The 26,242-nt window shown below is 72.3% G+C and carries 24 protein-coding genes and 2 pseudogenes; 5 read left to right on the plus strand and 21 right to left on the minus strand.

Going from position 1 to position 26,242, the window contains the following annotated elements; genetic code table 11:
* Positions 1-7: 7 nt before the first annotated feature.
* The gene (locus tag CLV56_RS02000) at positions 8-562 is read right to left on the minus strand and encodes a GNAT family N-acetyltransferase (RefSeq protein WP_100414315.1); all 555 of its coding nucleotides are present in this window, start codon (positions 560-562) and stop codon (positions 8-10) included.
* Positions 563-624: 62 nt separating this feature from the next.
* On the opposite strand from CLV56_RS02000, the gene CLV56_RS02005 reads away from it, so the two are divergent.
* Positions 625-2,091 carry a CapA family protein gene (locus tag CLV56_RS02005; RefSeq protein ID WP_039343781.1) on the plus strand — a complete coding sequence of 489 codons (1,467 nt, stop codon included), beginning with the start codon at positions 625-627 and terminating at the stop codon, positions 2,089-2,091.
* Here CLV56_RS02005 and CLV56_RS02010 read toward each other — a convergent pair.
* The 12 genes and pseudogenes from CLV56_RS02010 to CLV56_RS02050 all read right to left on the minus strand — a co-directional run bounded on the left by CLV56_RS02010 (position 2,088) and on the right by CLV56_RS02050 (position 13,093).
* A complete protein-coding gene (locus tag CLV56_RS02010; protein ID WP_245857531.1) occupies positions 2,088-3,098 on the minus strand; it encodes a M28 family metallopeptidase in 1,011 nt (336 codons plus the stop codon). The two genes, CLV56_RS02005 and CLV56_RS02010, sit on opposite strands and share 4 nt — an antisense overlap.
* 43 nt (positions 3,099-3,141) lie before the next feature.
* Entirely contained in the window at positions 3,142-3,759 is a 618-nt protein-coding gene (locus CLV56_RS02015; RefSeq protein ID WP_100414316.1) for a regulatory protein RecX, read from the minus strand.
* A 2-nt stretch (positions 3,760-3,761) separates the two neighbouring features.
* Positions 3,762-4,451 carry a hypothetical protein gene (locus CLV56_RS21310; protein WP_342745031.1) on the minus strand — a complete coding sequence of 230 codons (690 nt, stop codon included), beginning with the start codon at positions 4,449-4,451 and terminating at the stop codon, positions 3,762-3,764.
* A gap of 45 nt (positions 4,452-4,496) precedes the next feature.
* Positions 4,497-5,357 (minus strand): annotated as a pseudogene (locus tag CLV56_RS21315) (LAGLIDADG endonuclease); the annotation flags it as partial.
* Positions 5,340-5,981: pseudogene (gene recA, locus CLV56_RS21320) on the minus strand (recombinase RecA); the annotation flags it as partial. The pseudogenes CLV56_RS21315 and recA, both read right to left, overlap by 18 nt.
* Before the next feature lie 97 nt (positions 5,982-6,078).
* Positions 6,079-6,564: a hypothetical protein gene (locus tag CLV56_RS02025; RefSeq protein WP_100414317.1), complete on the minus strand. Its 486-nt coding sequence runs from the start codon at positions 6,562-6,564 to the stop codon at positions 6,079-6,081.
* On the minus strand, positions 6,561-7,850 hold the full coding sequence (locus tag CLV56_RS02030; protein WP_245857534.1) for a molybdopterin-dependent oxidoreductase: 1,290 nt from the start codon (positions 7,848-7,850) through the stop codon (positions 6,561-6,563). The genes CLV56_RS02025 and CLV56_RS02030 overlap by 4 nt, the downstream gene beginning before the upstream one ends.
* Positions 7,847-8,533, minus strand: a complete 687-nt coding sequence (locus CLV56_RS20455) for a class I SAM-dependent methyltransferase (RefSeq protein WP_211287956.1) — start codon at positions 8,531-8,533, stop codon at positions 7,847-7,849. The genes CLV56_RS02030 and CLV56_RS20455 overlap by 4 nt, the downstream gene beginning before the upstream one ends.
* The gene (locus CLV56_RS02035; protein WP_039343777.1) at positions 8,530-9,240 is read right to left on the minus strand and encodes a TIGR04282 family arsenosugar biosynthesis glycosyltransferase; all 711 of its coding nucleotides are present in this window, start codon (positions 9,238-9,240) and stop codon (positions 8,530-8,532) included. Before CLV56_RS02035 ends, CLV56_RS20455 begins: the two co-directional genes overlap by 4 nt.
* The gene (locus CLV56_RS02040) at positions 9,237-9,899 is read right to left on the minus strand and encodes a glycosyltransferase family 2 protein (RefSeq protein WP_039343775.1); all 663 of its coding nucleotides are present in this window, start codon (positions 9,897-9,899) and stop codon (positions 9,237-9,239) included. The genes CLV56_RS02035 and CLV56_RS02040 overlap by 4 nt, the downstream gene beginning before the upstream one ends.
* A gap of 381 nt (positions 9,900-10,280) precedes the next feature.
* On the minus strand, positions 10,281-11,918 hold the full coding sequence (locus CLV56_RS21145; protein ID WP_039343773.1) for a LuxR family transcriptional regulator: 1,638 nt from the start codon (positions 11,916-11,918) through the stop codon (positions 10,281-10,283).
* Between the two features lie 59 nt (positions 11,919-11,977).
* Positions 11,978-13,093: a flavin-containing monooxygenase gene (locus CLV56_RS02050; RefSeq protein WP_039343826.1), complete on the minus strand. Its 1,116-nt coding sequence runs from the start codon at positions 13,091-13,093 to the stop codon at positions 11,978-11,980.
* Between the two features lie 202 nt (positions 13,094-13,295).
* On the opposite strand from CLV56_RS02050, the gene CLV56_RS02055 reads away from it, so the two are divergent.
* Genes CLV56_RS02055 through CLV56_RS02065 form a run of 3 tightly spaced genes read left to right on the plus strand, consistent with a single transcriptional unit; the run spans position 13,296 to position 16,418 of the window.
* Entirely contained in the window at positions 13,296-14,645 is a 1,350-nt protein-coding gene (locus tag CLV56_RS02055) for a hypothetical protein (RefSeq protein WP_100414318.1), read from the plus strand.
* A 2-nt stretch (positions 14,646-14,647) separates the two neighbouring features.
* Positions 14,648-15,412: a response regulator transcription factor gene (locus CLV56_RS02060; RefSeq protein ID WP_039343771.1), complete on the plus strand. Its 765-nt coding sequence runs from the start codon at positions 14,648-14,650 to the stop codon at positions 15,410-15,412.
* A complete protein-coding gene (locus CLV56_RS02065; protein ID WP_039343768.1) occupies positions 15,399-16,418 on the plus strand; it encodes a sensor histidine kinase in 1,020 nt (339 codons plus the stop codon). Before CLV56_RS02060 ends, CLV56_RS02065 begins: the two co-directional genes overlap by 14 nt.
* Positions 16,419-16,470: 52 nt before the next feature.
* Here CLV56_RS02065 and CLV56_RS02070 read toward each other — a convergent pair whose 3' ends face one another.
* The 5 genes from CLV56_RS02070 to CLV56_RS02095 form a co-directional block, all read right to left on the minus strand.
* Positions 16,471-17,685, minus strand: coding sequence for a fibronectin type III domain-containing protein (locus CLV56_RS02070; RefSeq protein WP_039343766.1), 1,215 nt, complete (start codon positions 17,683-17,685; stop codon positions 16,471-16,473).
* Between the two features lie 269 nt (positions 17,686-17,954).
* Positions 17,955-18,998 carry an NAD-dependent epimerase/dehydratase family protein gene (locus tag CLV56_RS02075; RefSeq protein WP_039343764.1) on the minus strand — a complete coding sequence of 348 codons (1,044 nt, stop codon included), beginning with the start codon at positions 18,996-18,998 and terminating at the stop codon, positions 17,955-17,957.
* 37 nt (positions 18,999-19,035) lie between these two features.
* Positions 19,036-19,848 (minus strand): S-methyl-5'-thioadenosine phosphorylase, encoded by an 813-nt coding sequence (locus tag CLV56_RS02080; protein ID WP_039343762.1) that lies wholly within the window; start codon positions 19,846-19,848, stop codon positions 19,036-19,038.
* Between the two features lie 243 nt (positions 19,849-20,091).
* Entirely contained in the window at positions 20,092-20,286 is a 195-nt protein-coding gene (locus CLV56_RS02090; RefSeq protein WP_039343759.1) for a DUF3046 domain-containing protein, read from the minus strand.
* On the minus strand, positions 20,283-22,472 hold the full coding sequence (locus CLV56_RS02095) for an MMPL family transporter (RefSeq protein ID WP_100414319.1): 2,190 nt from the start codon (positions 22,470-22,472) through the stop codon (positions 20,283-20,285). The genes CLV56_RS02090 and CLV56_RS02095 overlap by 4 nt, the downstream gene beginning before the upstream one ends.
* A 131-nt stretch (positions 22,473-22,603) precedes the next feature.
* On the opposite strand from CLV56_RS02095, the gene CLV56_RS02100 reads away from it, so the two are divergent.
* Entirely contained in the window at positions 22,604-23,353 is a 750-nt protein-coding gene (locus CLV56_RS02100; RefSeq protein ID WP_039343757.1) for a TetR/AcrR family transcriptional regulator, read from the plus strand.
* A gap of 206 nt (positions 23,354-23,559) precedes the next feature.
* Here the strand turns inward: CLV56_RS02100 and CLV56_RS02105 are convergent, their stop codons facing one another.
* The 3 genes from CLV56_RS02105 to CLV56_RS02120 all read right to left on the minus strand — a co-directional run bounded on the left by CLV56_RS02105 (position 23,560) and on the right by CLV56_RS02120 (position 25,866).
* Positions 23,560-23,988 (minus strand): PIN domain-containing protein, encoded by a 429-nt coding sequence (locus tag CLV56_RS02105; protein ID WP_039343755.1) that lies wholly within the window; start codon positions 23,986-23,988, stop codon positions 23,560-23,562.
* Positions 23,985-24,212 carry a FitA-like ribbon-helix-helix domain-containing protein gene (locus CLV56_RS02110; RefSeq protein WP_039343821.1) on the minus strand — a complete coding sequence of 76 codons (228 nt, stop codon included), beginning with the start codon at positions 24,210-24,212 and terminating at the stop codon, positions 23,985-23,987. The genes CLV56_RS02105 and CLV56_RS02110 overlap by 4 nt, the downstream gene beginning before the upstream one ends.
* Positions 24,213-25,242: 1,030 nt before the next feature.
* Positions 25,243-25,866 carry a hypothetical protein gene (locus CLV56_RS02120; protein ID WP_157805040.1) on the minus strand — a complete coding sequence of 208 codons (624 nt, stop codon included), beginning with the start codon at positions 25,864-25,866 and terminating at the stop codon, positions 25,243-25,245.
* Positions 25,867-26,242 lie beyond the last annotated feature (376 nt).

Here is a 26,242-nt window from a genome sequence, read left to right on the forward strand (position 1 = left end):
ACCGTTGTTACTCACTGGTAACCACGTTCCCGAGCGCGTTCGCGTCGGCGCGCGCGAGCCGGCACACGATCACCGCGAACTCCTCCCCCGGCGGCGTGATCCACTGCCGCTGCTCGAATCCCAGCTTGTCCAGCACGCGCAGCGACGCGGCGTTGCGTGCATCCGGGCACGCGACGATCCACGGCGCGTCCGGGTGCGCGTCGAGCAGCACCGCAGGGACGTACGCACGGAGCATGGCGGTGCCGAGTCCGCGTCCGACGAGGTCCGGTTCGCCGATCAGGTAGTCGAACCCGGCGGCGCCCGGGAGCTGGATGCGCACCGCGTACTCGTCGTTCGCATCGACGGGGAAGTCCTGGACGTAGCCGACCGGCCGGCCGTCGAGCATCGCGACCCGCATCACGGTCGGGTGATCGCCACGGAGCCGCGCGCCGTACCGATCGCGCGCCGCGTCGACATCGGCCGGTGGGCGCGGGAACCACGTCGTCACGTGCGGTTCGTTGCGCCACCGCACGAAGTCCGGCAGGTCGGCGTCGGTCATCGCACGGAACGTCCACACCGGCATCCACCGAGGCTATCGGCACGACGGCACGTGATCCACGGGTGCGATCTGCCTAGGCTCGGGGCATGCGTCCTCCGGCACGGACAGCATCGGTCGCCGCGGCCGTCGTGGTCGTGGTGGGGCTCGCGGCGTGCAGCGGTACGGAGGGGTCCGGTGCCACGTCACCGACCGAGTCGGCCTCCCCCTCGGTGTCCCCGTCGGTCGAGGCCGAGCGCAGCGAAGATCGAGACCCCGACCTCACCGTCCTCGTCACGCACCACCGCCGCGCGCCGCTCGACGTCAGCGAGGCCCGGGCCCGACGGCTGCTCGATCAAGGAGCCGCCTCGTGGTCAGCCCTCGGCGCTGCCGACCGGCCCCTTCGCATCGTGACCACGCTCGACGATCTCCCATCGAGCGCCGCCCGCCGTGTCCCCGATTCACGTACCGCCCTCGCGGCCGTCCACCGCTCCCGCCGCACGCTCGGCATCGTCCGCGCCTCCGAGGTCGACGAGACCGTACGGGTGGTGTCCGTCGGCGGGGTCGATCCGCTGCGCTCCCCCGCCCGCTACCCACTGCGGGCCGGCGAGGCCGCTCCGACACCCGACGTCGTCACGATGACGTTCACCGGCGACGTGATGCTCGGTCGACGTGTCGGCGACTACCTCGACACCGTCGGCGATCCGGCTGCCGTGCTGCGTCCGCTCGCGCCGCGCCTCCGCTCCGCCGACATCGCCGTCACGAACCTGGAGTCCACGCTGTCGCAGGCTGGTTCGCCGACGCAGGGCGGCGACTCGTTCGGCGCTGACCCCTCCGTACGGCGTGGTCTGCGGCTGGCCGGCCTCGACGTGATCGGGCTCGCGAACAACCACCTCGGCGACTACGGCGACACCGCGATGCTGCGGACGTTCGAACGGCTGCGGGCCCGCGGCCTCCCGTACGTCGGGGCCGGTGCGGACCGGGCGGAAGCGCGTCGGCCGCTCGTGGTCGAGCGGAGCGGGACGCGGGTGGCGTTCGTGGCGTTCGACGCGATCGGTGAGACGCCGGCCGCGACGGCGGACGGGCCGGGTGCGAATCGCCTCTCGATGCCGCCCCGGACCGGGCCGCTCGATCGTGATCGGCTCCGCAGGCTCGCCGCGCAGGTCCGCACCCTGTCCGGCCGGGTCGACACCGTCGTGGTGCTGGCGCACTGGGGGACGCAGTACACGAACGTCCCCGAGCCGGTGCAGAGCCGGGTCGCACGCCGGTTGGCGGATGCGGGTGCCGACCTCGTCGTCGGCGGACACCCGCACTGGCTGCAGGGATGGGAGAACGCGGGCGGCACCCTGGTGGTGCACTCCCTCGGCAACACGGTCTTCGACATGGACTTCCAGCAACGCACCCAGGAGGGCGCGCTGCTCGAGGTCGTGCTGTGGGACGGCGAGCTGAAGGCGGCCGACCTCGTGCCGTACGTCATCGGCAGCGATGACTTCACCCCTCGCGTGGTGCGCGGTTCACGGGCGCGGACCGTGCTCGAGACGGCCTGGGAGACCAGCACCGGCCCGTACGGTCGCTAGCTGGTCGTCTTGATCCAGCGCCAGGCGACGGTCGCGGACCGGCGCAGCTGACGGTCGTCGACGACCCGCGGCACATCACCGGCCGAGTGGTATCCGGCGTACGGGATGCTGCCGATGCGGGCCGCGGCGATCCCCGCCTTCGCGTACGACCAGTGGTCGCTCGCGCGGTCCTCGCAGGTGCTCGTCGGCACGCCGCCGGCTCGCTCGACCAGGGCGCGCCGCACCCGGGCCGGTCCCTGGCCGGCGTCGCAGATCGGAACGTCAGGACCGCGCACCCCCACTCGGTCGAGGCTCGCCATGCCACGGACGGCCTCGCGCTGCGCCGGACCGAGCGTCGCGACGAGGTGCTGCGAACCGAAGTGGTGCAGGTCGTCACCAGGCCCGCGCGGTTCCTCGGCGCCGAACGCGACGAACCGCACCGGAAGCCGCGTCCCGTTCGTCGCGGCCACCCGTGCGATCTCGAGGACTGACGCAACCCCCGAAGCGTTGTCCTCGGCGCCGGGCGCCACAGCGACGGTGTCGAGGTGCGCGCCGACGACGAGGTGCGGTGCGCGTGGATCGAACCGTGGAGGGTCGGCGATCACGTTGCTCGAGCGTCCCGCGTCGACCGGCACGCCCCACGAGTCACCGGCCGGGACATCGAAGCGCTGCCGCGACACGTCGTACCCGAGTGCCGTGAAGCGCTGCGCAACCCAGTCGGCCGCGCGACGGTACGCGGGGCTGGTCGCGTGGCGCGGACCGATCCGACCGGCGAGGTGACGGACGTCGGCCCGGATCCGGTCGACGTCGATCCTGGCGGGTGGAGCAGCGCTCGGTGTCGCGTCCGAGGTCGCCGTCGTGGTGGGCTCGCTGGCCGCGGTCGGCGTCGGAGTGGGCTCGCCCGGCGTGGTCGACCCGGCCGGGCGGCTCGCCGTTGGACCGCTGTCGTCGTCGGCGCTGTCGTCGGTGGCCGCCGTGCAGCCGCAGCTCAGCGCTGCGACGACTCCGAGCCAGGCCAACGACCGCACGTTTCCATGCTGGCACGCCCACCAAGCTGGCACGTCGGGTCGATCACTCGCTGTCCGCGTTGATCTCCGCGTCGAACGCGAGCGCGTCGCCGTCGGGCAGCCCGTCGTCGATCTCGGCCGACAACGCCAGCTCCTCCCGGACCACGCGGTACGCGAGCCCCGGTCCGTACCCTTTACGACCGAGCATCCCCACGAGCCGCCGGACCTTCGTCTGCTCGTCGGCGACGCGCGTGAGGCTGCGCAGCTTCTTGCGGACCAGGGTCCGGGCAGCGTCCTCCTCGTCCTCGGGCTCGATCGCCTCGACGGCGTCGCGTACGACGTCGTCCTCGACGCCCTTGCGACGGAGCTCGACGGCGATGGCTCGTCCTGCGAGGCCGCGGCTGCGCTGCCGCGACTCGACCCACATCCGGGCGAACTGCTCGTCATCGATCAGACCGACGTGCTCGAACCGGTCGAGCAGCTGCTGCGCGACGTCGTCCGGCACGCGACGCCGCGTGAGGAATGCCGCGAGCTCGGCGCGCGACCGGGGCTGGTCGGTGAGCCGGTCGAGCAGGATCTTCCGGCCGACCGCCTCGGGGTCGGCCGGCGGGCCGAGGTCACGGCTCGGATCGGACTCGGCGTCCCGCGCATGGCGGGACGCCGAGTGACGACGTCCCGCCATGATCAGAAGTCGACCTCGACGGCCTTGCCGGCCTTCGCGCCCTTCTTCACGCCAGCGACCGCACCGGCGTCAGCCGCCGCATCGAGCGCGTCCGCCGGGTTGTCGACCGTCGGGCCGACACCGAGGTGCTCCTTGATCTTCTTCTCGAGCTCGTCCGCGAGGTCCGGGTTGTCGCGCAGGAAGTTGCGCGCGTTCTCCTTGCCCTGGCCGAGCTGGTCTCCCTCGTAGGTGTACCAAGCGCCGGCCTTGCGGACGAATCCCGCCTCGACGCCGACATCGATCAGGCTGCCCTCGCGGCTGATCCCCTGGCCGTACATGATGTCGAACTCCGCCTGCTTGAACGGCGGCGCCATCTTGTTCTTGACGACCTTGACGCGGGTGCGGTTGCCGACCATGTCGGTGCCGTCCTTCAGCGTCTCGATCCGTCGGACGTCGAGGCGCACCGACGCGTAGAACTTCAGCGCCTTGCCGCCCGTGGTGGTCTCCGGGGAGTTGTGGACCATCACCCCGTCCGCGAAGTAGTTGTGCGTTCCCTCGACCTCGATGTCGTAGCGGCTACGCGGCTGGGTCGACGACAGAGCCTTCGGCTTGACCGAGCGAATGGGGCACGGCATGAGGACGTCGGTGGGCTCGACAAACTCCTGCTCGACCGCGAACGCCCCGCGGTATCGAGGAAGCAGCTTGTACTCCATCGAGGGGTGGACATACGGCGCAACGATCTCGTGGAACCGGGCAGTGGCTGCGGTGCTGAAGACCAGAATGGCCTTCTTCCGCGTACCTGCGAGTCGCAGACGCACATCGAGCCCGTGGACATCGCGCAGGTAGTCGCGCAAACGAATCCGCGAGCCCTCACTCATGGCTTCGACGCAGATCTCGCTCCGGCCGCTTCCGCCTTCGGTGCGCGCCTGGAGACCCTTCGACCGGACGGTGAATCCACCGTCATCCATGTACCAGACGGCGAGCGCCAGGGGTGTCAACGCCTTCAGGTACTCATCGGAAAGAACCTTCTTCCCATCCCCGAGGTACATCGCTCGTCGCAGCTCAGCGAGCTCGGCCAGTGGCGTCACGTCGTGGGAGAGGCCGCCGCGAGAGTTCCTGATCTCGGACACGGTCAGGTTCTCGAACATGCTCGCCTTCCAGCTGCCGTACGCGTCCTGCTTGGCGCCGTGGCCCCAACGGAATCGGGCAGCGAGGCCATTGGCGGTAGCCGAGAGACTGCCGTCTCCCATCAACCCACCCAGGATCATCTGCCACTGCGTCGAGGAAAGGAACTGCTTGACCGTGTGCATGACACGATCTCCGGCGATCAGCTCTCCGGCTTCACGCCATCCGCCGGGAGTGCGGACGAGGTGATTAGGAGTCACTGAGAAGCCGGTCTCCGCGCCGCTCCCCAACGGTCGCGCGACCCGAAAGTGGAGGAACTCGGTTGTGGGGCCGTTGTTGAACCAGTTCGTCACCTTGCGGGGGACGACACTGTCGGTTTCCGCGTCGTACGACAGGACCTCCACCGGGAGCTTCTGGTTGACGATCTTCTGGATCCTCATCTTGCTGCCGTCCGCCAACGACACTTGCGTGTCTCCAGACAGACACCCGAACATCACTCCGATTTTTTCGCGGAGCTGGTTGATGAAGATCGCCGTCGTGCCCGCGCTGTGGAGTGCCGAGGTCAGCTTGCGCAGCGCCTGGCTCATCAGGCGCGCCTGCAGGCCGACGTGGCTGTCGCCCATCTCGCCCTCGATCTCGGCCCGCGGCACGAGCGCGGCCACGGAGTCGATGACGATGATGTCGAGCGCGCCGGAGCGGATCAGCATGTCCGCGATCTCCAGCGCCTGCTCGCCGGAGTCCGGCTGGGAGACCAGCAGCGCGTCGGTGTCGACGCCGAGCGCCTTCGCGTACTCCGGGTCGAGCGCGTGCTCCGCATCGACGAACGCGGCGATGCCTCCGGCCTTCTGCGCATTCGCGACCGCGTGCAGCGCCACCGTCGTCTTGCCCGACGACTCCGGCCCGTAGATCTCCACGACGCGACCGCGCGGGAGGCCCCCGATGCCGAGCGCCACGTCGAGCGACGTCGCGCCGGTCGGGATCACCTCGATCGGGACCTTGCCCCGCTCGCCCAGCCGCATCACCGAGCCCTTGCCGTGCGCCCGCTCGATCTGCGCGACAGCGGCGTCCAGCGCCTTGTCGCGGTCCTTCGCTCCACCCTTGCCCGGGTCAGCAGCCATCAGTGTGGTCCCCTCTTGTCTCGTGTCCGCAGGCCACCTTCGACGATAGGGAGAACCACTGACAGTCGTGGCACCCGTTCGTCGGCCTGTGGACAGACTAGGCCGAACGTGTGTTCGAAGCGCGCGACACGCCGTTCACGCGCCGCAACTTCCGTGACCGCCGCCAGGACCACACCACCGCGACGACGACCGCCACCACGGTCAGACCCCACCACGCGGGCCCGTACGCACGGTCGAGCAGCGTCGCGTTCTGGTCTCCGCGCCCGAGGCCCGCCGTCGTCGCGACCAGCACCGGGACCGCCATCACCGTCACGGTCCCCCACACCAACAGCACCAGCGCCGCCGGCAGCCGCGCCGCCGCAGGCAGGAACCGCGTCCCCAGCAGCAGCACGACAAGCGTCAGCGGCGCGAGGATCCCGTCGTGCACGATCACGCCGCCCCCGAGCCACAGCACGGCCGAGACCAGCCCGTCGAACGGTTCGCGCAGCAGCAGCCACACGCCGTACGTACCGACAGCGACGCCGGCCGCGCCGAGCAGCAGGCGCCCGGTGCTGACCCCTCGCGCCCGCGCCGACACGCTCACGCCGCCACCTCGATCCGGGTGACCCACTTGGTCTGCCGGACGCCGGGGCGGTTCGGGGCGATCAGCCGGCACGGGAAGCCGTGGTCGAGGTCGAGCTCGGTGCCGTTGAGCCGCAGCGCGAGCAGAGTCCGCTCGTCGGCCGCGAACGGCGCCGGCAGGTCCGAGCTCGCGAACGCGCCCCGGGTCTGCAGCGACGTCACCCGTACGTCCGTGTCCGGGGGCGCACCGACGGTCGCGAGCAGGGCGCGTACGGGGACGCCGGTCCAGTCCGCGGAGCGGCTCCACCCTTCGACGCACGCGATCGGCAGCCGCTCGGTGCTTTGCGGCATCGCGGCGAGATCGTCGCGGGTGAGGGTACGAGAGGTGGTGCCGTGGACGATCTCGAGCGTCCAGTCGTCGGGGACGGTGACGCCGGCCTGGGCCGCGGTGCGGTTGACCGGGAGGTCCTGCGGGCCGTCGCCCGAGCGGACGGCGAGGACCGAGACGCGACGCAGCCACGGCACGGTCTGCCCCGCGGTGAGGACGACAGCGAGTGCGCTGGCGACGCCGGTCGCGGTGAGGACGGCGCGGCGGGTGGTGGCGTCGTCGGTGGGTGGGGTGGGGGTCTCGATCGCTCGCTCCGCTCGTGCCTCGACCGACGGGGTGGTGGGGGTGGGGGTCTCGATCGCTCGCTCCGCTCGCGCCTCGACCAGCGGGGCGGTGGGTGGGGTCGGGGTCTCGATCGCTCGCTCCGCTCGCGCCTCGACCGGCGGGGCGGGCTCAACCGGCGCGCGGGCGTACGCCGCGCGGATCGTCGGCCACTTCACCGCCAGGTGTACGAGCAGCGCGCCGATCGCCAGCCACGCCACCGCGTAGTGCGTGGCGCGGAAGCTGAAGGACCACGGGTACCACTGCACGATGTTCGTCAGCCCGCTCGCGAGCTGGAAGATCCCGGCCGCAACCAGCGCGAGGATCGACAGCCGCTCGAGCCCGTGCAACATCAGCGCGACCCGCTCGCGGGGCGGCCGGACGAACAGCCGCGGGAAGACCGACCAGAGCTTCACCAGCAGCAGCGGTACGGCGGCGGTCCCAGCGATCACGTGGATCCCCTGGGTCACCCGGTAGAGCCACGCCGGATCCGTCGGCAGCGTCAGCCATGCCGGCGGCGTCTGCTGCACGTGGCTCCACAGGCCGGTGAGGAAGCAGATCCCGAACGCCAGCCCGAGCCACGTCCCCACCCGCGCCGTCGTCCGCGGCCCCCGCCCCGCCTGCGGGAAGTCCTCGACGCGCGGCAGCCGGAGGCTCACGGCCCCTCCCGCTCCGATTCAGCGCGCTCCAGCTCCACCACGTACCGCCCCCCGTGCTCGTGGAGACGGAGCACTCGCATGCCCGCGGCAGCGACCACGCCGGCGAGGGCGTCGAGACCGAGGCGCGCCCACGCGAACGGTTCGCTGGTCCGCTCCCCTACCCGTACGCGCAGCCGCTGGACGCTGAGTCCGACGCCGGCGGGCTCGACCTCGGCCAGCACCGTCCCGCCCGCCCGGACCAGCGCACCGATCCGCCGCAGCAGCCGTACGGGGTCACCGCCGATGCCGATGTTGCCGTCCGCGAGCAGCGCGTGGTGCCACGTGCCGACACCGGGCACCCGGTCGAACACGTCGAGCCGCAGCGCCGGCGCCCCTCGTCCGCGCGCGAGCCTCACGGCCTCGGCGGAGATGTCGATCCCGAGCGCCGGGACCTTCCGACGCGTGAGCGCCCCCGCGAGCCGGCCCGGACCGCAGCCGATGTCGAGGGTGAAGCCGGAGCAGCGGTCCACGAACAACCGGTGGTCGCCCTCGTCCGCGTCACCGCACCAGCGCCCGACCGGCAGCCGCAGCGAGGTGCCGTGGTCGGTCACGACCTCGGCGGACGCCCCGGCGTACGCGTGGTCGACGACACTCCGGGAACGGCGGCCCCCGGCCTCGTCCATGGACGTGCGGAGCGCGGTCACCGGGCTGCTCCGGCTCGCCGGCCGGGCGTACGCCGGGCCGCCGCGATCGCCTGCACGGCCCTCGCCGTACGGGTCTGCGGCGCGGCCGACGCGATCGCGACCGCGTCGTCCCACGTGTCGAGGTCGGACAGCGTGGGGCCGTACGCGACCCGCGCACCGGCGCGGGCGAGCGCGTCGCTGGTCCGTTCGCCGGTGTCGTGGCGCGACATCGGCACGTCGGCCAGCGGCTCGGCCCAGCGCGCCGCCCGGACGCCGAGCACCCACCAGCCGCCGTCGGTCGCCGGCCCGAGGACCGCGTCGGCCTCGGCCAGACCGGCGCCGACGGCCTCGAGGTGCGCGGGCGTCACCTGTGGCGTGTCCATCCCGATCTGCACCACGCCGTGCCCGTCGTCGGCGTCCGCGTGGGCCGCCGTGAGCCGCTCGGCGAACGTCTCCCCGCGCTGCGCGACCACGCGGTACGGCGCGCAGGCGGCGGTGATCGCGTCGGCGTCCACCCCGTCGGCGAAGGACCCCGCGACCGCGATCACGACCGGCCACGGGCTGGTCGCGGCGACGTCGAGCGTGTCGAGCAGCGCAGCGGCGGCCACCGTCGCCGCGGCGCTCGCCCCGACGGTCGTCGCGAGCCGGGTCTTCGCGACGCCGGGCACCGGGGCCTTGGCGACGACGAGCAGCGTCGGAGCGCCCGCCCGCGCCGGACGAGCGCTCATCGGACGACCTTCGCGAAGTCCACCGCGACCCGCGCCGTCCCTCGTACCGAGCCGGAGACCTTCGAGCGTGTCCCGGCGGCACGTGGGCGGTACGCGACGTCGTGCTCGGTGATCGTCCAACCCGCCCCGCCGGCCTTGATCATGAGCTCGAGCGGGTAGCCGAACCGCCGGTCGCGCACGTCCAGCTCCAACAGCGCCTCGCGGGAGCAGACGCGCAGCGGCGCGAGGTCGTGGATGCCGAGCGCGCTCGAGCGCCGGATCCACCACGCCATCAACGCGGTCCCGGCCCGGGCGTGCCACGGCCACACGCCGCGCGCGACCGGCCGGCGACGTCCGATCGCCATCGTGGCACGGCCGGCGAGCACGTCGTCGAGCAGCGGGTCGAGGTCGCGCGGGTCGAGCGATGCGTCGCCGTCGATCACCGCGACGTACGGCGCGGTGGCCGCCAGCACACCGGCGTGCACCGCCGCGCCGTACCCCGGTGTCGGCTCCGCGACCACCCGAGCTCCGAGGCTCCGGGCCACGTCAGCGGTGCCGTCGCGCGAGCCGTTGTCGACGACCACGACACCGAACCGCCGCGGCACCTGTCGCAGCACCCCCGGCAGGGCCAGGGCTTCGTCTCGGCACGGCACCACGAGGTCGCACACCGGTTCGTCCATGTCTCGAACGTACGGACGGCTGCGCCGTTCCGCAGGCCGGAAGCGGTGACGAACCCGTGACACCGCGCCGACCGGGCCTGCGTGGGCCGGACCGCGCGCGGACCCGGCGCGGACGCGCCCGGCGGACTCCGTAGCCGGCTGGGGAGACCCGCACTGGGCACGGGAAACCATCCGCGCCCACTGGCAGACTCCGTAGCCGGCTGGGCAGACCCGCACTGGGCACGGGAAACCATCCGCGCCCACTGGCAGACTCCGTAGCCGGCTGGGCAGACCCGCACTGGGCACGGGAAACCTTCCGCGCCCACTGGCAGACTCCGTAGCCGGCTGGGCAGACCGCCACGGGCAGACCCTCAACCCGCAATCCGCAACCACCGCGTCCGGTCAGCCCCGCGTGACCAGCCGGTGCTCGTACGCGTACGCCGCCGCCGCGGTCCGCGAACCGACGTCGATCTTCGCGAAGATGTTGCTCAGGTGCCGAGCCACGGTGCGGTCGCTCAGGACCAGGCGGTCGGCGATCTCGGCGTTCCCCAGCCCTTCGGCGACCAGCGCCAGGACCTCGACCTCGCGAGCCGTGAGGCCGTCGGGACGGGGCGGCGGCTCCAGCAGCGCCCGTGCTCGCGCCGCGGCGGGGAGTGCGCCGATCGCCGTCAGGTTCGCGCACGCCTGGGCGAGCTCCTCGCGACCCGAGTCGACGTCACCGAGCGCGTGCACCGCCACCGCGCACAGCGCCTGCGCCATCGCGCTCTCGTACACCGCGCCGAGCGCGGCCCAGCTGCGCTGCGCCTGCCGACCGGCTTGCAGCGCCGCGCTCGGATCGCCACGGGCCCACGCGACCTGCGCATCGGCCCACGCCGACGAAGCCGCCAGCCCGTCGCACCCGAAGTCGTCGACGAGCTGCGTCAGCCGCGCGGCAGCCTCGGCCGCCTCGTCCAGCGCGTCGGCACCGATCAGGACCTCGACCGCGGTGGGGAGCAGCCGAGCCTGCGCGAGCGGATCCGGGTCCTGCCCCACCGCACGGCGTACGGCGGCAGCCGCAGCCTGGTCGTCTCCCTCGTCGCGGATCAGGAGGGCCGCGCCGGGCTGCGGATCGAGCCCGAGTTCGCGAGCGAGCCGGTAGCAGCCTCGCGCGGCGGCCAGGTCCCCGCGGATCCGGTGCAGGTCGCCCCGCTCGCGGTGCACCGCCGCGACGGCGTCCACGTTCCCGACGGCCCGGTACCGATGTTCGGCCACGTCCAGCTCGGCGGATGCGTCGTCGTACGCGCCGCGCAGCCGCATGATCTGTGCCCGGTGGACGGCGCTCTGACCGGTGAACATCACCAGACCGGGCTGCCGGTCGCACCATGCCGACAGCTGCGCCGTCCAGGCGGCGGCGCGCGCGAGGTCCGTGACCTCCTGGCAGCCTTCGACGAGCATGCAGTACACCTCACCCGCGAAGATCAGATCGACCTCACCGGAACCCAGGTACACCATCGCCTCGTCCAGCAGGTCCACTCCCTCACGGATCCGTGAGAGGCGGATGAGCAGCCTTCCCTGCATCGCGAGGGACAGCGCGAAAAGCACGGAATCGTGGAACCGGTTCGCGAGATGCGCGACGTCGAGCGCCGCCTCGTACGCCCCCTCGACGTCGCCGTGCCTGCGGCGCCGGTCGACGTCGTGCAGCATCAGGTAGCCGTGGCCCGCGAGCGGTTCGTCCTGCTCGTCGGCGAGGCGCCGCGCCCGCGCGAGACAGCCGGCGGCGACGGTGGGTTCGCCGCTCGTGACGTACACCCGCGCGGCCAGGCTGCCGCAGCGCAGTGCACGGTCGACGTCACCGGCGGCCGCAGCAGCGTCGAAGGCCCGCTGGAACGCCTCCGCGCTGCGGCTGGTCCGGCCCAGCATGAACGCGGTCGTCGCGACCCGCTGGAGGTCGTCGGCGTCCATCTGCTCGTCCGGGACGGCCGACAGGGCGGTGCCCGCAGTCGCCCAGTCGCCCTGCTGGTACGCCTGCCGCGCGCGGTGAAGCTGCTCGACGATGCCCATGGGCCCTCGCGCCTCACGATACGCGCGTCAGGTCCCCGTCCGCGGCCGTGTGCGGCTCCTCACGCCGCGACCGGTCGCCTGGTCCGACTGCGCACGCGCTCGTCGATCCGGCACGCGACGTACGCGGCGTCGCGCGAGGCCCCCGGCAGCAGCATCGACGCGAACCCGAACTGGAAGCTCAGCCCGCAGAAGTACAGCCCGGGCACGTCGGCGACCACACCGCGGTACTCGCGCGGCCACCCGTCGTCGCCGATGACGTCGAGGTGGATCCAGTCGAACGCCTGACGGAACCCGGTGCACCACACGACCGCCGCCGCGTCCACGACCGTACCGTCGTCGAGCACCGGGCTTCCGTCGTCGGCGCCGGCGAACCGAGCCTCCGTCCGCACCACGCCGCGTGCTGCGAGGTCCGCCCGCTTGACGCGGAGCGCTGGCCCGCCGTGGTGGCGGACCTCGTCGAGCTTCTTGCGTCCGATCGGGGTCCTCCGGGTCAGCACGTGCCCGAACACGAACAGCAGCAGGGGGAAGACCGCCTTGAACCGGCCCGACCCGAGCGTCACCGGCAGCTCGCCGACGTCACGTCCGCACAGGGTCACCGGACGCGACTCGGCGAGCTCGTAGGCGATGTCCGTGCCGGAGTGCGCCGCCCCGACCACCAGTATGCGCCCGTCCGGAAGCTGCCCGGGCCGCCGGTAGCGGCTCGAGTGCAGCTGCACGATCGCGTCGTCGAGCTCGGCCGCACCGGCGGGGACGTACGGTGTGCGTCCGAAGGTGCCGGTGGCGACGACGACCTGGTCGGCCCGGATCAGCCCGTCCGAGGTGGTCGCGACGAACCCGCCGCCGCCGTCCGGGTCGAGCGCCCGGACGCGGGTGCCGAGCCGCACGGGCAACGCGTGGTGCTCGGCGTAGGCCTCGAGGTAGTCGGCGACGTCGTCCTTGCCGGGGAACGACCACGGGTCTCCCGGGAACGGCAGCCCGGGCAGCCCGTCGTACCGCGCCGGCGTGTAGAGCCGCAGCGAGTCCCACTGCCGGCGCCAGTTGTCGCCGACCCGTTCGTTGGCGTCGAGGACCAGGGCGTCGTGGCCCGTCCGCTTCAGGTGGTACGCGGTGGCGAGGCCGGTCTGGCCCGCTCCCACGATCAGGGTCTCGACGTTCTCGGTGGTGTGCCTGGACATGGCGTCCTCCTCGTTCGATTCGTCGGGGGACGTCCAGGACGCTACGGAGCGCACGGCGCCGGCCGCGTCGGCAGCGATGCGCACCTGCACGGCGGGCACGTGGGCAGGACTGCGTACGGCGCGCCGCGACCTCCCCGTGACGAACCCGTGACGCTCCCGCGCGCGGCCCGCGTCCGCCGCAGGCCGCCTCTACGCTGGGCGCGTGGCCTCCACCGAACGTCGTCGTACCCGCACGGCGCTGGCCGGGGCGGCCGCGGGCGCGGTGCTGGTCGCGGTCGCGACGGCCTGGCCGGCGCTGTCCGGGACCGACGTGCACATCGGGATCTCGGGCTGGCCGCGCTTCCCGCCCCTGCACGCCAACTGGCGCCCCGGCGTCACGGCCACGTCGATCCTCCCCGTCCTGGTCGGGATCGCGGTGATCGTGCTCTGGCCGCGGATCGCGCGGCTGCGCTGGCCGGCGTTCCTCGGCGCGCTGTTCGCGGCGACGTGGGCGTGGGTGATGTCGCTGGCGCTGGTCGACGGCCTCGACGGGCTCGGCGAGGTGTTCACCCGCAAGGGCGAGTACCTCTACGACGCCGGCCGCGTCACCTCGATCCCCGCGATGCTGCCGGAGTTCGTCGACCGGATCCCGCTGTCGGCGCCGGACCACTGGTGGATCCACGTCGCCGGGCACCCGCCGGGCGCGCTGATCTCCTTCGTCGGCCTCGACCGGATCGGCATCAGCGACCCGGTGGCGGTCGGGTTCGTGGTCGCCACGATCGGCTGTACGGCGGTGGTCGCGGCCGCGATCACCCTGCGTCTGCTCGCCGGTGAGCACTGGGCGCGCCGTGCGGGGCCGTGGTGGGTGCTCGCGCCGGCCGCGGTGTGGATCGGCGTCACGGCCGACGCCGCGTTCGCTGCGGTCGCCGCCTGGGGGCTCGCCGCCCTGGCGTACGCCGGGGTCACCCGCAGCCGACTCCGTACAGCCGTGGCCGGGCTCGGCGCGGGGCTGCTTCTCGGGTTCTGCGTCTACCTCTCGTACGGGCTGGTGCTGCTCGGCATCCCGGCGGTCGCGATCCTCCTGCTCACGCGCCGCCTCGCGCCCTTGGCCTGGGCGCTGCTCGGCGCGCTGGCGATCGCGGCGGCGTTCACGCTCGCCGGGTTCGCGTGGTGGGAGGCGTACGGCGTGCTGCACGACCGCTACTACGCCGGGATCGCGTCGGACCGTCCGTACGGCTACTGGGTCTGGGCCAACGTCGCCGCGTGGACCTTCACGGTCGGGCTCGCGACCTGGGCCGGCCTGCCCGCGGCAGCATCGGCGCTGCTGCGGCGGCCGGTCGTACGAGACGGTCGGTTCGCGCTGTCTGCGATGGTCGCCGCCGGCCTGACCTGCATCGTCGCCGCGACGCTGTCGGGGATGAGCAAGGCCGAGGTGGAGCGGATCTGGCTCCCGTTCACGCTCTGGGTCCTCCCGGCCGCGGCGCTGCTCCCCGAACGCCTGCGCCGCCCGTTCCTGGTCGTGCAGGTCGTGACCGCCCTGCTGATCCAGCATCTCCTCATGACGCGGTGGTGACGATGGAGGCTGCCGCGACCGCCCACGTGCTCGTGATCGAGGACGACCCGAGCGTCCGCGACGTCGTGCGCCGCTACCTCGAGCACGACGGCCACCGTGTCACGGTCGCCGTCGACGGCGAGTCCGGCCTCCGTACGGCCCTCGACGACGCGCCCGATCTCGTCGTGCTCGATCTGATGCTCCCGGGGATCGACGGGATCGAGGTGTGCCGCCGGCTGCGCGCCGACCCCGCGCGCGGGACCACGCCGGTCGTCATGCTCACCGCGCTCGTCGAGGAGGAGCGCAGGATCGCCGGCCTCACCGTCGGCGCCGACGACTACGTGACGAAGCCGTTCAGCGCGAAGGAGCTCGCGCTGCGGGTCCGCGCGGTGCTGCGCCGTACGGCGGGATCCGCCGCCGATCCGGGTGCCGCGCCCGCCCCGAGCCCGATGCGCGACGGCGACCTCGTGCTCGACCCGGCCGCCCGTACCGCCGAGCTCGGTGGGGAGCCGCTCGCGCTGACCGCGCGGGAGTTCGACCTGCTCGCGTTCCTGCTCGCGCGGCCCGGGCAGGTGTTCAGCCGGGCTGACCTGCTGGCGCAGGTCTGGGGTTGGTCGTTCGGCGACCACTCGACCGTCACCGTGCACGTGAAGCGCCTGCGGCACAAGATCGAAGAGGTCCCGGCCGAGCCGCGCCGGATCGTCACGGTGTACGGGGTGGGCTACCGCTACGACCGCGAGGCCGACGGGGAGCGCGAGCGGGAGGGGGTCGGCGATGGCGTCGGATGACCTGCGGGCGGTTGCGCTGGGGATGCTCTGCTCCCTCATCGTCGTCGGCGCAGGAGCGCTGGCGCTGCGAGCCGTACGGCAGCGTGCGCTCGCCGTCTCGCTGCTGCTGCTCACCCTGGTCCCGCTGGTGGCGATCGTCGCCGGCGTGGCGGTGACCAGCGGGTTCATGTTCACCGCCGAGCTGCGCCGGACCACACTGGTCTGGCTCGGCGTCGCGCTCGTCTGCCTCCCGGCCGCGGTGCTGCTCGGCCGCATGCTCGCGCGGCGGATCGTCTGGGAGCGTGAGGCGCTGGAGCGCGAACGGGCCGCGGAGGCCTCGCGGCGCGAGCTGATGACCTGGCTGAGCCACGATCTGCGGACGCCGGTCGCCGGGATCCGCGCGATGAGCGAGGCGCTCGAGGACGGCATCGTGTCGGGGCCGCACGACGTACGCGACTACGCGCGGCGGATCCGTTCGGAGTCGGTGCGGCTCGGGCGGATGGTCGACGACCTGTTCGAGATGTCGCGGATCACCGCCCCGCGGTTCCGGCTGCTCACCGAGCCGGTCTCGCTCGCCATGCTGGCCGACGAGGTGGTCGCGTGGGCGCGGGCGCAGGCGGACGCCGGACGCGTGACGCTCGAGCGGCGCGGGGTCGACGCGATCGTCGTCGCCGCCCCCGACGAGCTCGCCCGCGCTCTGGCGAACCTCGTCGCGAACGCCCTGCGCCACACCCCCGCCGACGAGGTCGTGCGCGTGCTGACCGGCGTCGACGGGACCGCCGGTCGGATCGACGTCGTCGACGCGTGCGGCGGGATCCCCGAGGCGGACCTGCCGCACCTGTTCGAGCCGGGCTACCGCGGAACGCTGGCTCGCGAGACCGACCCCGGAGGCGAGTCAGGAGCCGGGATGGGCCTCGCGATCGCCGCCGGGCTGCTGCACGCGCAGGGCGGTGCGGTGGGTGTTCGCAACGTGCCCGGTGGGTGCTGCTTCAGCATCCGGATGCCGCTGGACCGCGTCCAGCCCTGAGCCCGTACGACCGGTGCCGCCTGCGCCCGTACGGCGGGCGCCGGACAGCCGCTCAGCGGCGGCGGAGCTTCACCGCGCGGCTCTGCGCGCTCGGGCCTGCAGCCGACCGTGCCACCACGCGGCACCGGTACGCGCGATTGCGCTTCAGCCGCTTCACGACGATCTTCCGCTTCGCCGCTCCCGCCGACGCCTTCCGGCGGTGATGGCCGCGCGTCGCCTTGCACATCACCTTGTAGCCCTTGATCCGCGCCCCGCGAGCCTTCGACGCGCGGTACCGGACCGCACCCTTGCGCGCCTTGACGCGTTTCGCCCTCACCTTCGTCGGACGGGTCGGTGTGACCGTGCCGCGGCGGATCCGCACGTTGCGTGCAGAGAACGTCATGTTGTCGAGCAGCACCTGCAGCTCGCTGCCGACGAGGCTGATCCGTACGGTGGCGCCACCCGCACCCAGCACGTCGATCCCCGACGTCGTGAGCGTCGACGGGTCCGGCACGCCGTACGCCACCCGCAGGAACGCGTCCGGCACCACGAGCTCCGTACGCCCGCGGACCACCGTGGTGCCGTCCTCACGGTAGTGACGGTTTGCGAGCAGGATCCGCAGCATCGCACGACCGGCGGGATCGTCCACGATCTCGGGCAGGCCGCTGCTGGCAGCGACGTTGGTGAAGAAGGTCATCCCGTACGACGCGGCGCGCTGGGTCGTGTTGCGCCACTGGCCGAAGTCGGTGACCTGGAAGTTCAGGGCGGCGTCCCACTCACCGTTCTCCACCGGGTCGGGGTCGTCGGCCCACTCCGGGCAGGTCCAGGGCCAGGACGACTGGTCGCACTGCCCGGAGATCGTCACCGGATCCAGCGCGAGACGCACGCGGTAGCCGCCCGGACGGCTGCGCTGCACCGCGACGTCGCGACCGCTCCCGGTGACCACACGCGGGATCATGCTGCCCGTCTCGAGCGTCACCACCCACCGGTGCCCGAGCTCGGACCCGCCGATGTCCGGGTCGCCGTTCTTCAGCAGCGACGCACCGATCACCCGGCCGCCCTCGTACGTCCAGCGGTGGACGTAGAGGTCCCAGACGGGGTGGCCGGCGGGGATCGCCACGCCGTCACGGGTCACGGACGCGACGCACGGCAGACCTGCGCCCGGCTCGCTGCAGCGCAGCACCTCGACGTCCACGCCGGCGGCCGGGCTGCTCACCGCCGTGACAGCAGCGGTCGGCGCCGCCAGCACCAGCGCGGCCGCCGCCGCGATCGACCTCAGTCGTCTCATCGTCGCTCCCCCGTCGGCACGATCGCCGCCGGACGAACCGCGGCGGCTCCGCGAGCGTAGCGGTGCCCGGGGACCACTCGGGGCCGTCTTTCAGGGACGGCCGGGCCGGCACGACGCACGCGGACAGCACTCCACCCGGGCCGCGAGCTGCAGGGCATGTGTGCGTCTTGATTTGCTCGCACACCGTGCGCGTACGGTGTGCGAGGAAATCAAGACGCACGGTGCTCGTCGCACGGCGGGCTCAGCCGGCCCTTGCTCCGACGAGCTCGTCAGCGGGTGCGGAGCGGCGCGTGCGCGAGATCCGCCAGCCCCTCGGCGGGTGGGACCTCCGCCGTGAACCCGAGCTCGTCGTACGCCCGCTGCGGCGACGCGACCACGTGCCGGACGTCGTACGGGCGGTGGTCGCCGGTGACCACCGGATCCGGACCGTCGCCGGCCGCCGCGAGGATCCGTGCCATCTCCCCCAACGTGCACGGGTGGCCGGACGCCACGTTGTACGCGTGCAGGCCGCTGGCCAGGTCACCGACGCGTTCCAGGGCCGCGAGGTTGGCCCGCGCGACGTCGCGGACGTGCACGAAGTCGCGCATCTGCTGCCCGTCCTCGAACACCCGCGGCGCCTGCCCGCGCTCCAGCGCCGAGCGGAAGATCGCCGCGACCCCGGAGTACGGGGTGTCTGCGGGCATCCCCGGCCCGTACACGTTGTGGTAGCGCAGCGCCACCGCCGAGCCGCCCTCGAGCGTGCACCACGCGGACGCGTAGTGCTCCTGCGCGACCTTCGACGCGGCGTACGACGTGCGGGGCTCGAAGGCCGCGTCCTCGCCGACGTGCCGCCACGTCACCGGCGCTCCGCAGACCCCGCAGCCGGGGTCGAACCGCCCCGCGTCCAGGTCGTCGACCCGCCGCGGCGCCGGCGGGACGTCGCCGTGCTCCGCACAGGTGTAGCGCCCGTCGCCGTACACGACCATCGACGACGCCAGCACGAGCCGCCCGACGCCGGCGCGCCCCATCGCGGCGAGGAGGACCGCCGTGCCGTGGTCGTTGTGGTCGGCGTAGGCGGGCAGGTCCTGCGCGTCGACGCCGTTGCCGACCATCGCGGCCTGGTGGCAGACCGCGTCGACGCCCTCGAGCGCCGCGTCGACGTCGGCGGCGCGCCGTACGTCGCCGTGGCGGACGCCGGGCGGTACGGGGGCCTGCGCGCGGTGTGCGGCGGGATGCATGAGGTCGAGCCCGACGATCTCGTGGCCGGCCTCGCGCAGCACCGCGCTGACGTGGGTCCCGATGAACCCGGCCGCGCCGGTCACCAGCACCCTCATCCGGCGCTCATCCGGTCCGGGCTCACAGCACGGTCGCTCACGGGAGCGTGATCGGCAGGTCGAGCCCGTCGAGCGCGTGACTGCACCCGCAGTCGCGGTCGGCGGGCACGGTCGCGGCCATGTCGCGCAGCGCGGGGCGGAGCCGGTCGAGGTGCTCCGCGAACACCCGGATCACCTCCGCATGACTCACCTCGTCGCCCGCCTCGACCCCGGCGTCGAGGTCCGTGACGAGGCAGACGGTGGCATAGCAGAGCGCGAGCTCGCGGGCGAGGATCGCCTCGGGGTGGCCCGTCATGCCGATCACCGACCAGCCGTTGCCGGAGTACCAGCGCGACTCCGCGCGGGTCGAGAACCGCGGCCCGTCGATCACCACGAGCGTCCCGCCGTCGACCGCGCCGCCCGGCGCGCCGGCGAGCAGCGTGTCGCGCAGCCGCGGGCAGTACGGGTCGGCGAACGCGACGTGGACCGCGCCGTCGTCGTAGTAGGTCTGGATCCGCTTGGTGGTCCGGTCGACGAGCTGGTCGGGGACGACGAGCGTGCCCGGTCCGAGCTCGGGCTGGAGCCCGCCGACGGCGCACGGCGCGAGGATCTGGCGGACGCCGAGGCTGCGCAGGGCCCAGAGGTTCGCGCGGTACGGGACCCGGTGGGCGGGGAAGGCGTGGTGCTTGCCGTGGCGCGGGAGGAACGCGACGGTCCGCGGCCCACCGTCGGCGGCGACCGTACCGACCGTCACCGGCGCGGACGGCGGCCCGTATGGGGTGTCGACCTCCACCTCGGTGACGTCGTCGAACAGCGAGTAGAAGCCCGTCCCGCCGATCACGGCGACCTCGGGGATGCGCTCAGCGTCCATGGTCCCGCAGTCTGCCACCGGACCCCGACGCCGCGCAGGCGGCCCGCACCCCGCGTACGTCCCGCACCCCGCGTACGTCCCGCACCCCGCGTACGTCCCGCACCCCGCGTACGTCCCGCACCCCGCGTACGTCCCGCACCGACGCACCGAGCGCGCCTTGCCGATTCCGAGCGCGTCTTGCAGGAAGCGCTCGGATTCGGCAAGGCGCGCTCGGACGGTCCCCGACTGCCTAGCGCCGGCCGCTCAGCGCTCGGACGGCGGGAGGCCGAGGCGGGACCACACGGCGCGCCACACCACCTTCGGCGGCACCCCGGCGTCGAGCGCCTCGGCCGCAGTGCGCCCGTCGAGCTCGGCCAGCACCTGCTGGTCCGCCCACACCGGGGCGTACGCGGACCCGAGGTGCTGCTCCATGCGTTCCCAGAACTCGCTGTGCCTCACGGGGCCAGTATGCGTTCCGGCTCCACGTCCGAGCTCGCGGCCGAGCCCGTGACCGGCGCGGACGGCCCCTCGCGCAGCCCGTAGCGCTCCCACCAGCGGCGCATCGGTCCTGGGGCCCACCAGTTCGCACGACCCAGCAGCCGCATCGTGGCCGGGACGAGGACGAGCCGCACGACGGTCGCGTCCAGGAGCACGGCGACGAGCATCCCGACGCCGATCATCTTCATGAACACGATCCCCGAGGTCGCGAACGCGCCGATCACGACCGCGAGAAGCAGCGCGGCGCTGGTGATGATCCGGCCGGTCTTCTGGACCCCGGCGGCGACCGCGGCGACGTTGTCGCCGGTCGCGTCCCACTCCTCGCGGATCCGCGACAGGAGGAACACCTCGTAGTCCATCGACAGCCCGAACAGGATCGCCGCCATCAGGATCGGCTGGGTGCCGTCGAGGTAGCCGGTCGAGGTGAACCCGAGGAGGCCCTCCAGGTGCCCTTCGGCGAAGATCCACGTCACCACGCCGAACGCCGCGCTGATCGAGACGATGTTGACGAGTATCGCCTTGATCGGCAGCACCACCGACCCGAACGCGACGAACAGCAGCGCGAACATCGTCACCGCGATCAACCCCGCCATCCACGGCAGCCGCTCACCGATGCTGTCGAGCATGTCGACGGTCTGCGCGGTCGGTCCGCCGATCAGCACCTCGCCGGGCGCGGGGACGGACCGCAGCTCGTCGATCACGCACTGCGACGCCTCGCTCTGCGACGTCCCCTCCCACGAGACCCGCAGCAGCGACGGTGTCCCGTCGGCGGTCGCCTTCGCCTGCTCGGGCCCGGCGACCGGGGTCACCTCGTCGACACCGGGCACCGCGCCGAGACTCTGGGCGTACGCGGTGACGTCCGCCGGTGCGGCGTCCTCGACCAGCACCTCGGCCGACGACGTCTCCTGCCCTGCGACCTCGGCGAGCTTCTCCGCCGCGACCCGGGCGGGCGAGTCGGCGGGCAGCACGCGTTCGTCGACGCTCCCCCAGGCGACCTGGAGGAACGGCGACGCGAGCGCGATCAGCAGCGTGCCCGCAAGGACGAGTCCGACGACCGGGCGGCGCATCACCGCGTGGGCGAACCGCGCCCACCCGGTCGAGCTGCGCCGGGCCCGGCGGCGCCACGGCATCGCACCGGCCTCGATCCGCCGGCCGAGCAGCATCAGCGTCGCCGGGAGCAGGGTCAGCGCGGCGACCATCGCGACGAGCACGGCGGCCATCCCGCCGTACGCCATGGACCGCAGGAACGTCTGCGGGAAGATCAGCAGCGACGACATCGCCAGCGCGACGGTCAGGCCCGAGACGAGGACCGTACGGCCGGCCGTGACGATCGTGGTGCGGACGGCACCGGCGACCGCGTCGTCGCCGGTGCGGGCCGCGAGCTCCTCCCGGAAGCGGCTGACGACGAACAGCGCGTAGTCGATCGCCAGTCCGAGCCCGAGCAGCGTGATCACGTTGATCGCGAACACCGACACGTCCGTGACCGTGGTGAGCAGGCGCACCACCGCGAACGCGCCGAGGACCGCGACCATGCCGACCCCGACCGGCATCAGCGCCGCGACCACGCTCCCGAACACCACCAGGCTGAGCAGCAGCACCAGCGGCATCGAGATCATCTCGGCGCGCGCGATGTCGGCGGAGACGGTCTCGTTGACGTCGTCGAAGACCGCCCACTGCCCGGCGATGTCGGTCTCGAGCACGTCGGACTGCAGCGTCGGCGCGACCTCGTCGTACGCCTCGAGGCGGGCGTCCTGGTCGCTGCCTGCGAGCGAGATCGTGACCGTGGCCGCGTGCCGGTCGTCGGAGACCAGCGCGCCGGGCCCCGGATCGAGATAGCTGGTCACCGAGGTGACCGCGTCGGCAGGAAGGCCGTCGACCACGTCGGCCACCGCCGTACGGAACTGCGCGTCGTCGACCGTGAGGTCGTCCGACGAGTAGACCGCGACGACGTCGGGGTCGCGGTGGCCGAAGGCCTGCTCGGTCTGGACGGCGGCGCGTGCCGACTCGGCGTCCGGGTCGTCGAATCCCCCGTCGCTGAGCGAGCTGAACACCCCCGTCCCGTACAGCCCGGCCAGGACGACCAGGGCCAGTCCGAGGCCCAGCACGGCGCGTGCGTGCCTCGTGACGATGTCTGCCCAGCGATTCATGAAGTCCCCCGTGATGGGCGTTCACTTTCGTGAACGGCGTTAACAGTTTACGGTGTTTACTATGGGAGGCGGCGCGGGAGGATGTCAAGCACCGTGCTGACATGAAGGGGCTGACAGGAGACGATGGGGTCATGACGACGGCACCGACACGGCGCGAGACCCAGCGGCAGGCGACGCTCGACGAGATCGTCGTGACGGCCCGCCGGATGGTCGCGGGCGGCGAGGAGATCTCGCTGCGCGCCGTCGCGACGGCGATGGGGATGACCGCGCCGGCCCTGTACCGCTACGTCGACAACATCGAGGACCTCAGCCAACGCGTGGCCGGCTCGGTCTACGACGACCTGCTGGACCTGATGCTCGAGGCGTCGGGCCCGTACGCGCCGGACCCCGCGTCCGAGATCGTCGCGGGTGCGGCCGCGTTCCGACGGTGGAGCCTCGCGCACCGCGGCGAGTTCGCGCTCACGTTCGCCAACCCGGTGATCGGTGCGTCGGCGTCGAAGCACGGCGAGGGGCCGTGCGCGGAGTCGGGGATGCGGTTCGGCGGGTTCTTCGGCGAGCGGGTCGCGCAACTGTGGAGCGAGCGCGGGTTCTCGGACCTGCCCGCCGCTCCGTCCGGGCCGGCCGACGCCGAGGCGATCGCGGCCGTGCACGAGAAGCCGGGGGTCGGGGAGCTGCCCGAGCGCGCGCAGTGGGCGTTCCTGCGGGCCTGGTCACGGCTGTACGGGACGGTGACCCTGGAAACGTTCGGCCACGTCTCCGACGGTGTGGTGGAGTCCGGGGCTCTGTTCCAGGACACGATGCGCGAGTGCGGCCGCCTGCTCGGGCTCGGCGACCGCGCCGACGAGCTCCAGGTCGTCGTCGACGCCGTCCTGTCGGCCTGAAGCTGCTCCCCGCCCGTCGAGGCGCGAGCGCAGCACGCCCCCCGCTCGTCGAGGCGCGAGCGCAGCGAGGTCCCCCGCTCGTCGAGGCGCGAGCGCAGCGAGGACCCCCGCTCGTCGAGGCGCGAGCGCAGCACGCCCCCCCGCTCGTCGAGGCGCGAGCGCAGCAAGCGATCGAGACGCCGGCGGCCACCCGACGCTTCTCGTCCTCAGGTCAGTGCCCACGGGTCGAGGCAGGGGACGCCGAGGGGCTCGAAGTGCCGGGCGTTGCGCGTCACCACGACCATCTCGGCGGCTTGAGCGATGGCGGCGATCAGGGCGTCATCGAGCGGGGCTCGTTCGGGGACTCGGTAGGTGGCCAGGACCCGGGCCTCGGGCAGGCCGAAGGGCAGCACGCGTCCAGCGAAGGTGGGAAGCACGCGATCTTCCAACCACCGTCGCAGGACCTCGCCCTGAGCAGGGTCCGACCGCTCCTTGGCAACAACTCCACGCTCGATCTCGGCCACGGTCGGCGCTGCCACGAACTGGTCAGCGGCTGGAACCGACGCCGCCCAGGCTTCGACCGTTGGATTGCGCCCACGGACGCGCAGCGCAGAGACCACGTTGGTATCCAGGACGTACCGCGTCGGGTCGGTCACAGCTCGGGCGTGCGAGCAGTGAGACCCAGACGGTCTGGCTCGAAATCGATGTCGGCGCCTTCGTCCGTGCTGAGCAGGTCGACGATCGTGACTGGATCGCGCTCGAGAGCGTCGGCGAGGATCTCTCGGGCTTCGGCCTCGACCGACCGGCGGTGATGCTCGGCGCGCGCCTTGAGCGCGGCCTTCGTCCCCTCGGGGAGATTGCGAATCAGGATCTGCTCCACGACGACCACCTCCGATATCAGGTCAACGATATCACTTAGCGAGTCGGGTCGGCGGTTCCTCAGGTCCCGCCATTTCGCGTGCCTCGGCGAGCGTCATCTCGCCTACCAACAACACGCGCATCACGATCCGCGTCCTCCTCTCGGCCGGGATCAGACAGGTCTACCCATGGTTCCGATTCTCCTTGACTGACTCAGCTGTCCTGCCAGGAAATCTTGACGCGCGACGCTACTACTTCTGAGTACACCCGACCGTGTTCCCACCTTCGAACGTCGAGATCTCACCCGACTCGTCGCTCGCAGCGATCGCCGAGTGCAACGGCGTGGCGAGCGCACGAGGGTTCTTCCCCGCAAATGCCTGCGCGACTGCGGGCCCGACATACTCGCCGTCCGCTGCGAATAGGTGACGAGCACCCTCATACTCACCGACGCCGATGACGCCGCCCCCCGCCGGCAGCACACCGCCGGTCCCGATGGCTGACCATCGCGCGGGGTAGTGTTCGTTGCCATCGCACTCGGCCCGCTTCCAGGTCAGCGCGAGAACGTAGTCCTGACCGACCTCAAGGCGGGATCCGCCTCGAGGTGCAACTTCGGTCTCAGCACCCGCAGCTGACCGAAGCCATCCGAAGCCGGGCATGCGGAAGGTAGTAGGGGCAGCAGGTTTCGCGGCCGGCGCCGCCCAGATGACGTCGGAAACCTGCAGGGTGACGTCCCTCCCCACGAGACCGCCGTCACTCGAACTCTCGGTCTCGGATGTGGGCGACGTCAGCCGCCTCTCGCCGGTGACCGTGGCCGCAACCACGTAGTCAGCCGTCCCAACCCAATCCTGCAGACTGCCTGACGGGACAGCCTCCAGGCCGGCCAGCAACGTCACGCCTTGCGCCCGCGGGCCTGCGGCGGCCTCATGGCCACCCTGTTCACCAACGTCGAGCGTTGTCCACGCGATGACGGCGACAGCAACCCCGGCGAGGGTGAGGGGAGCGCAAGGTCCACCAGCGAGCCTTCTCATCCGCGAATGCATCTCGGCTCAGCCTCAGTAGATCCAGTTGATGTTCTGCTTGACGACGGCGCCTAGGCCCGGCGAATCGGTGCAGGACACCGAGGCACGCATGATTCCCATACGGTCCGCGCACTGACCCTGCACCGGCGACGCCTCGGCACCGTGGACCAGACCGAACGCATGGCCCGCTTCATGACCGGCGATCTTCTGATTGTAGGTACCGGCCCCTCGAATTCGGATGTAGTGCTGATCGCACCGATGTCTTGTTCCGTTGACTGGGTCGTTGCACCACGTGAGCCCCCTGAAGTAGTCGGGCATCCCGAACGCCCCCTCCTGCCAGATCGTGTCCGTCTCACCACCACCCGAGAAGACAGGAGTCGCGTCGTAGGTGATCGACAGATCGGTGTTGGTGCGGTACCGCGACAGCGCGGACTTGACGGCGTCCCGGTCGGGAGTCTCCAGCTCGAACTCCCCACTACTGTCCATGTAGTAGTACACGTTGGAGTCGTCGGTGAGACAGATCTCGGTGGGGCTCCGACCAGAGATGCACTGCTGATCCCAGGTGCCGTCGGGATGATGATGTCGTACGCGGGCGCTGCGAAAGCGGGCGCCGCTAGCTTGACGGCGGCGGCTGAGAGAACGGCTGCCAAGAGCCATGCCAGCACGGTCACACGTCTTACGGACGAAGCAACCGCGCGCACAGCTGCTCCTCACATCATCAGCCGCCCGGACGGCCGACGACTGCTCAAGAATCACATGGTGCAACTCTGATATGCAACAGCAAATACATGCGACCGTCCATCCCACTGAGTTGCAGTGGCTGGGCGACTCGGCTGCCGGTCACCGCAGGGCCTGGCTTGCGACAACGCGCCGGGCAGAGGCCGCCAGCGCGAGCAGCACTGACGTCAGGCCAGCTCCAGGCCGTCGTCGAGACAACCCAGACGAGAGCTCTGCTGAAGCCCGGACGAGATCTGCGACAATCCGTGAGCACCGGCCGCCGAAGCGCTTCGCGACTGCGCTCGCGCAGGACAGA

The sequence above is a fragment of the Mumia flava genome, from assembly GCF_002797495.1.
Taxonomy (GTDB): domain Bacteria; phylum Actinomycetota; class Actinomycetes; order Propionibacteriales; family Nocardioidaceae; genus Mumia; species Mumia flava.

Coding starts and splice junctions, on each gene's coding strand:
- CLV56_RS02070 (WP_039343766.1), bottom strand. CDS start 17,685: ATGAGACGACTGAGGTCGATCGCGGCGGCGGCCGCGCTGGTGCTGGCG.
- CLV56_RS02035 (WP_039343777.1), bottom strand. CDS start 9,240: ATGAGCGCTCGTCCGGCGCGGGCGGGCGCTCCGACGCTGCTCGTCGTC.
- CLV56_RS02100 (WP_039343757.1), top strand. CDS start 22,604: ATGACGACGGCACCGACACGGCGCGAGACCCAGCGGCAGGCGACGCTC.
- CLV56_RS02065 (WP_039343768.1), top strand. CDS start 15,399: ATGGCGTCGGATGACCTGCGGGCGGTTGCGCTGGGGATGCTCTGCTCC.
- CLV56_RS02005 (WP_039343781.1), top strand. CDS start 625: ATGCGTCCTCCGGCACGGACAGCATCGGTCGCCGCGGCCGTCGTGGTC.
- CLV56_RS02015 (WP_100414316.1), bottom strand. CDS start 3,759: ATGGCGGGACGTCGTCACTCGGCGTCCCGCCATGCGCGGGACGCCGAG.
- CLV56_RS02050 (WP_039343826.1), bottom strand. CDS start 13,093: ATGTCCAGGCACACCACCGAGAACGTCGAGACCCTGATCGTGGGAGCG.
- CLV56_RS21310 (WP_342745031.1), bottom strand. CDS start 4,451: ATGGAGTACAAGCTGCTTCCTCGATACCGCGGGGCGTTCGCGGTCGAG.
- CLV56_RS02000 (WP_100414315.1), bottom strand. CDS start 562: ATGCCGGTGTGGACGTTCCGTGCGATGACCGACGCCGACCTGCCGGAC.
- CLV56_RS02040 (WP_039343775.1), bottom strand. CDS start 9,899: ATGGACGAACCGGTGTGCGACCTCGTGGTGCCGTGCCGAGACGAAGCC.
- CLV56_RS02095 (WP_100414319.1), bottom strand. CDS start 22,472: ATGAATCGCTGGGCAGACATCGTCACGAGGCACGCACGCGCCGTGCTG.
- CLV56_RS02075 (WP_039343764.1), bottom strand. CDS start 18,998: ATGAGGGTGCTGGTGACCGGCGCGGCCGGGTTCATCGGGACCCACGTC.
- CLV56_RS21145 (WP_039343773.1), bottom strand. CDS start 11,918: ATGGGCATCGTCGAGCAGCTTCACCGCGCGCGGCAGGCGTACCAGCAG.
- CLV56_RS02120 (WP_157805040.1), bottom strand. CDS start 25,866: ATGGCTCTTGGCAGCCGTTCTCTCAGCCGCCGCCGTCAAGCTAGCGGC.
- CLV56_RS02080 (WP_039343762.1), bottom strand. CDS start 19,848: ATGGACGCTGAGCGCATCCCCGAGGTCGCCGTGATCGGCGGGACGGGC.
- CLV56_RS02060 (WP_039343771.1), top strand. CDS start 14,648: ATGGAGGCTGCCGCGACCGCCCACGTGCTCGTGATCGAGGACGACCCG.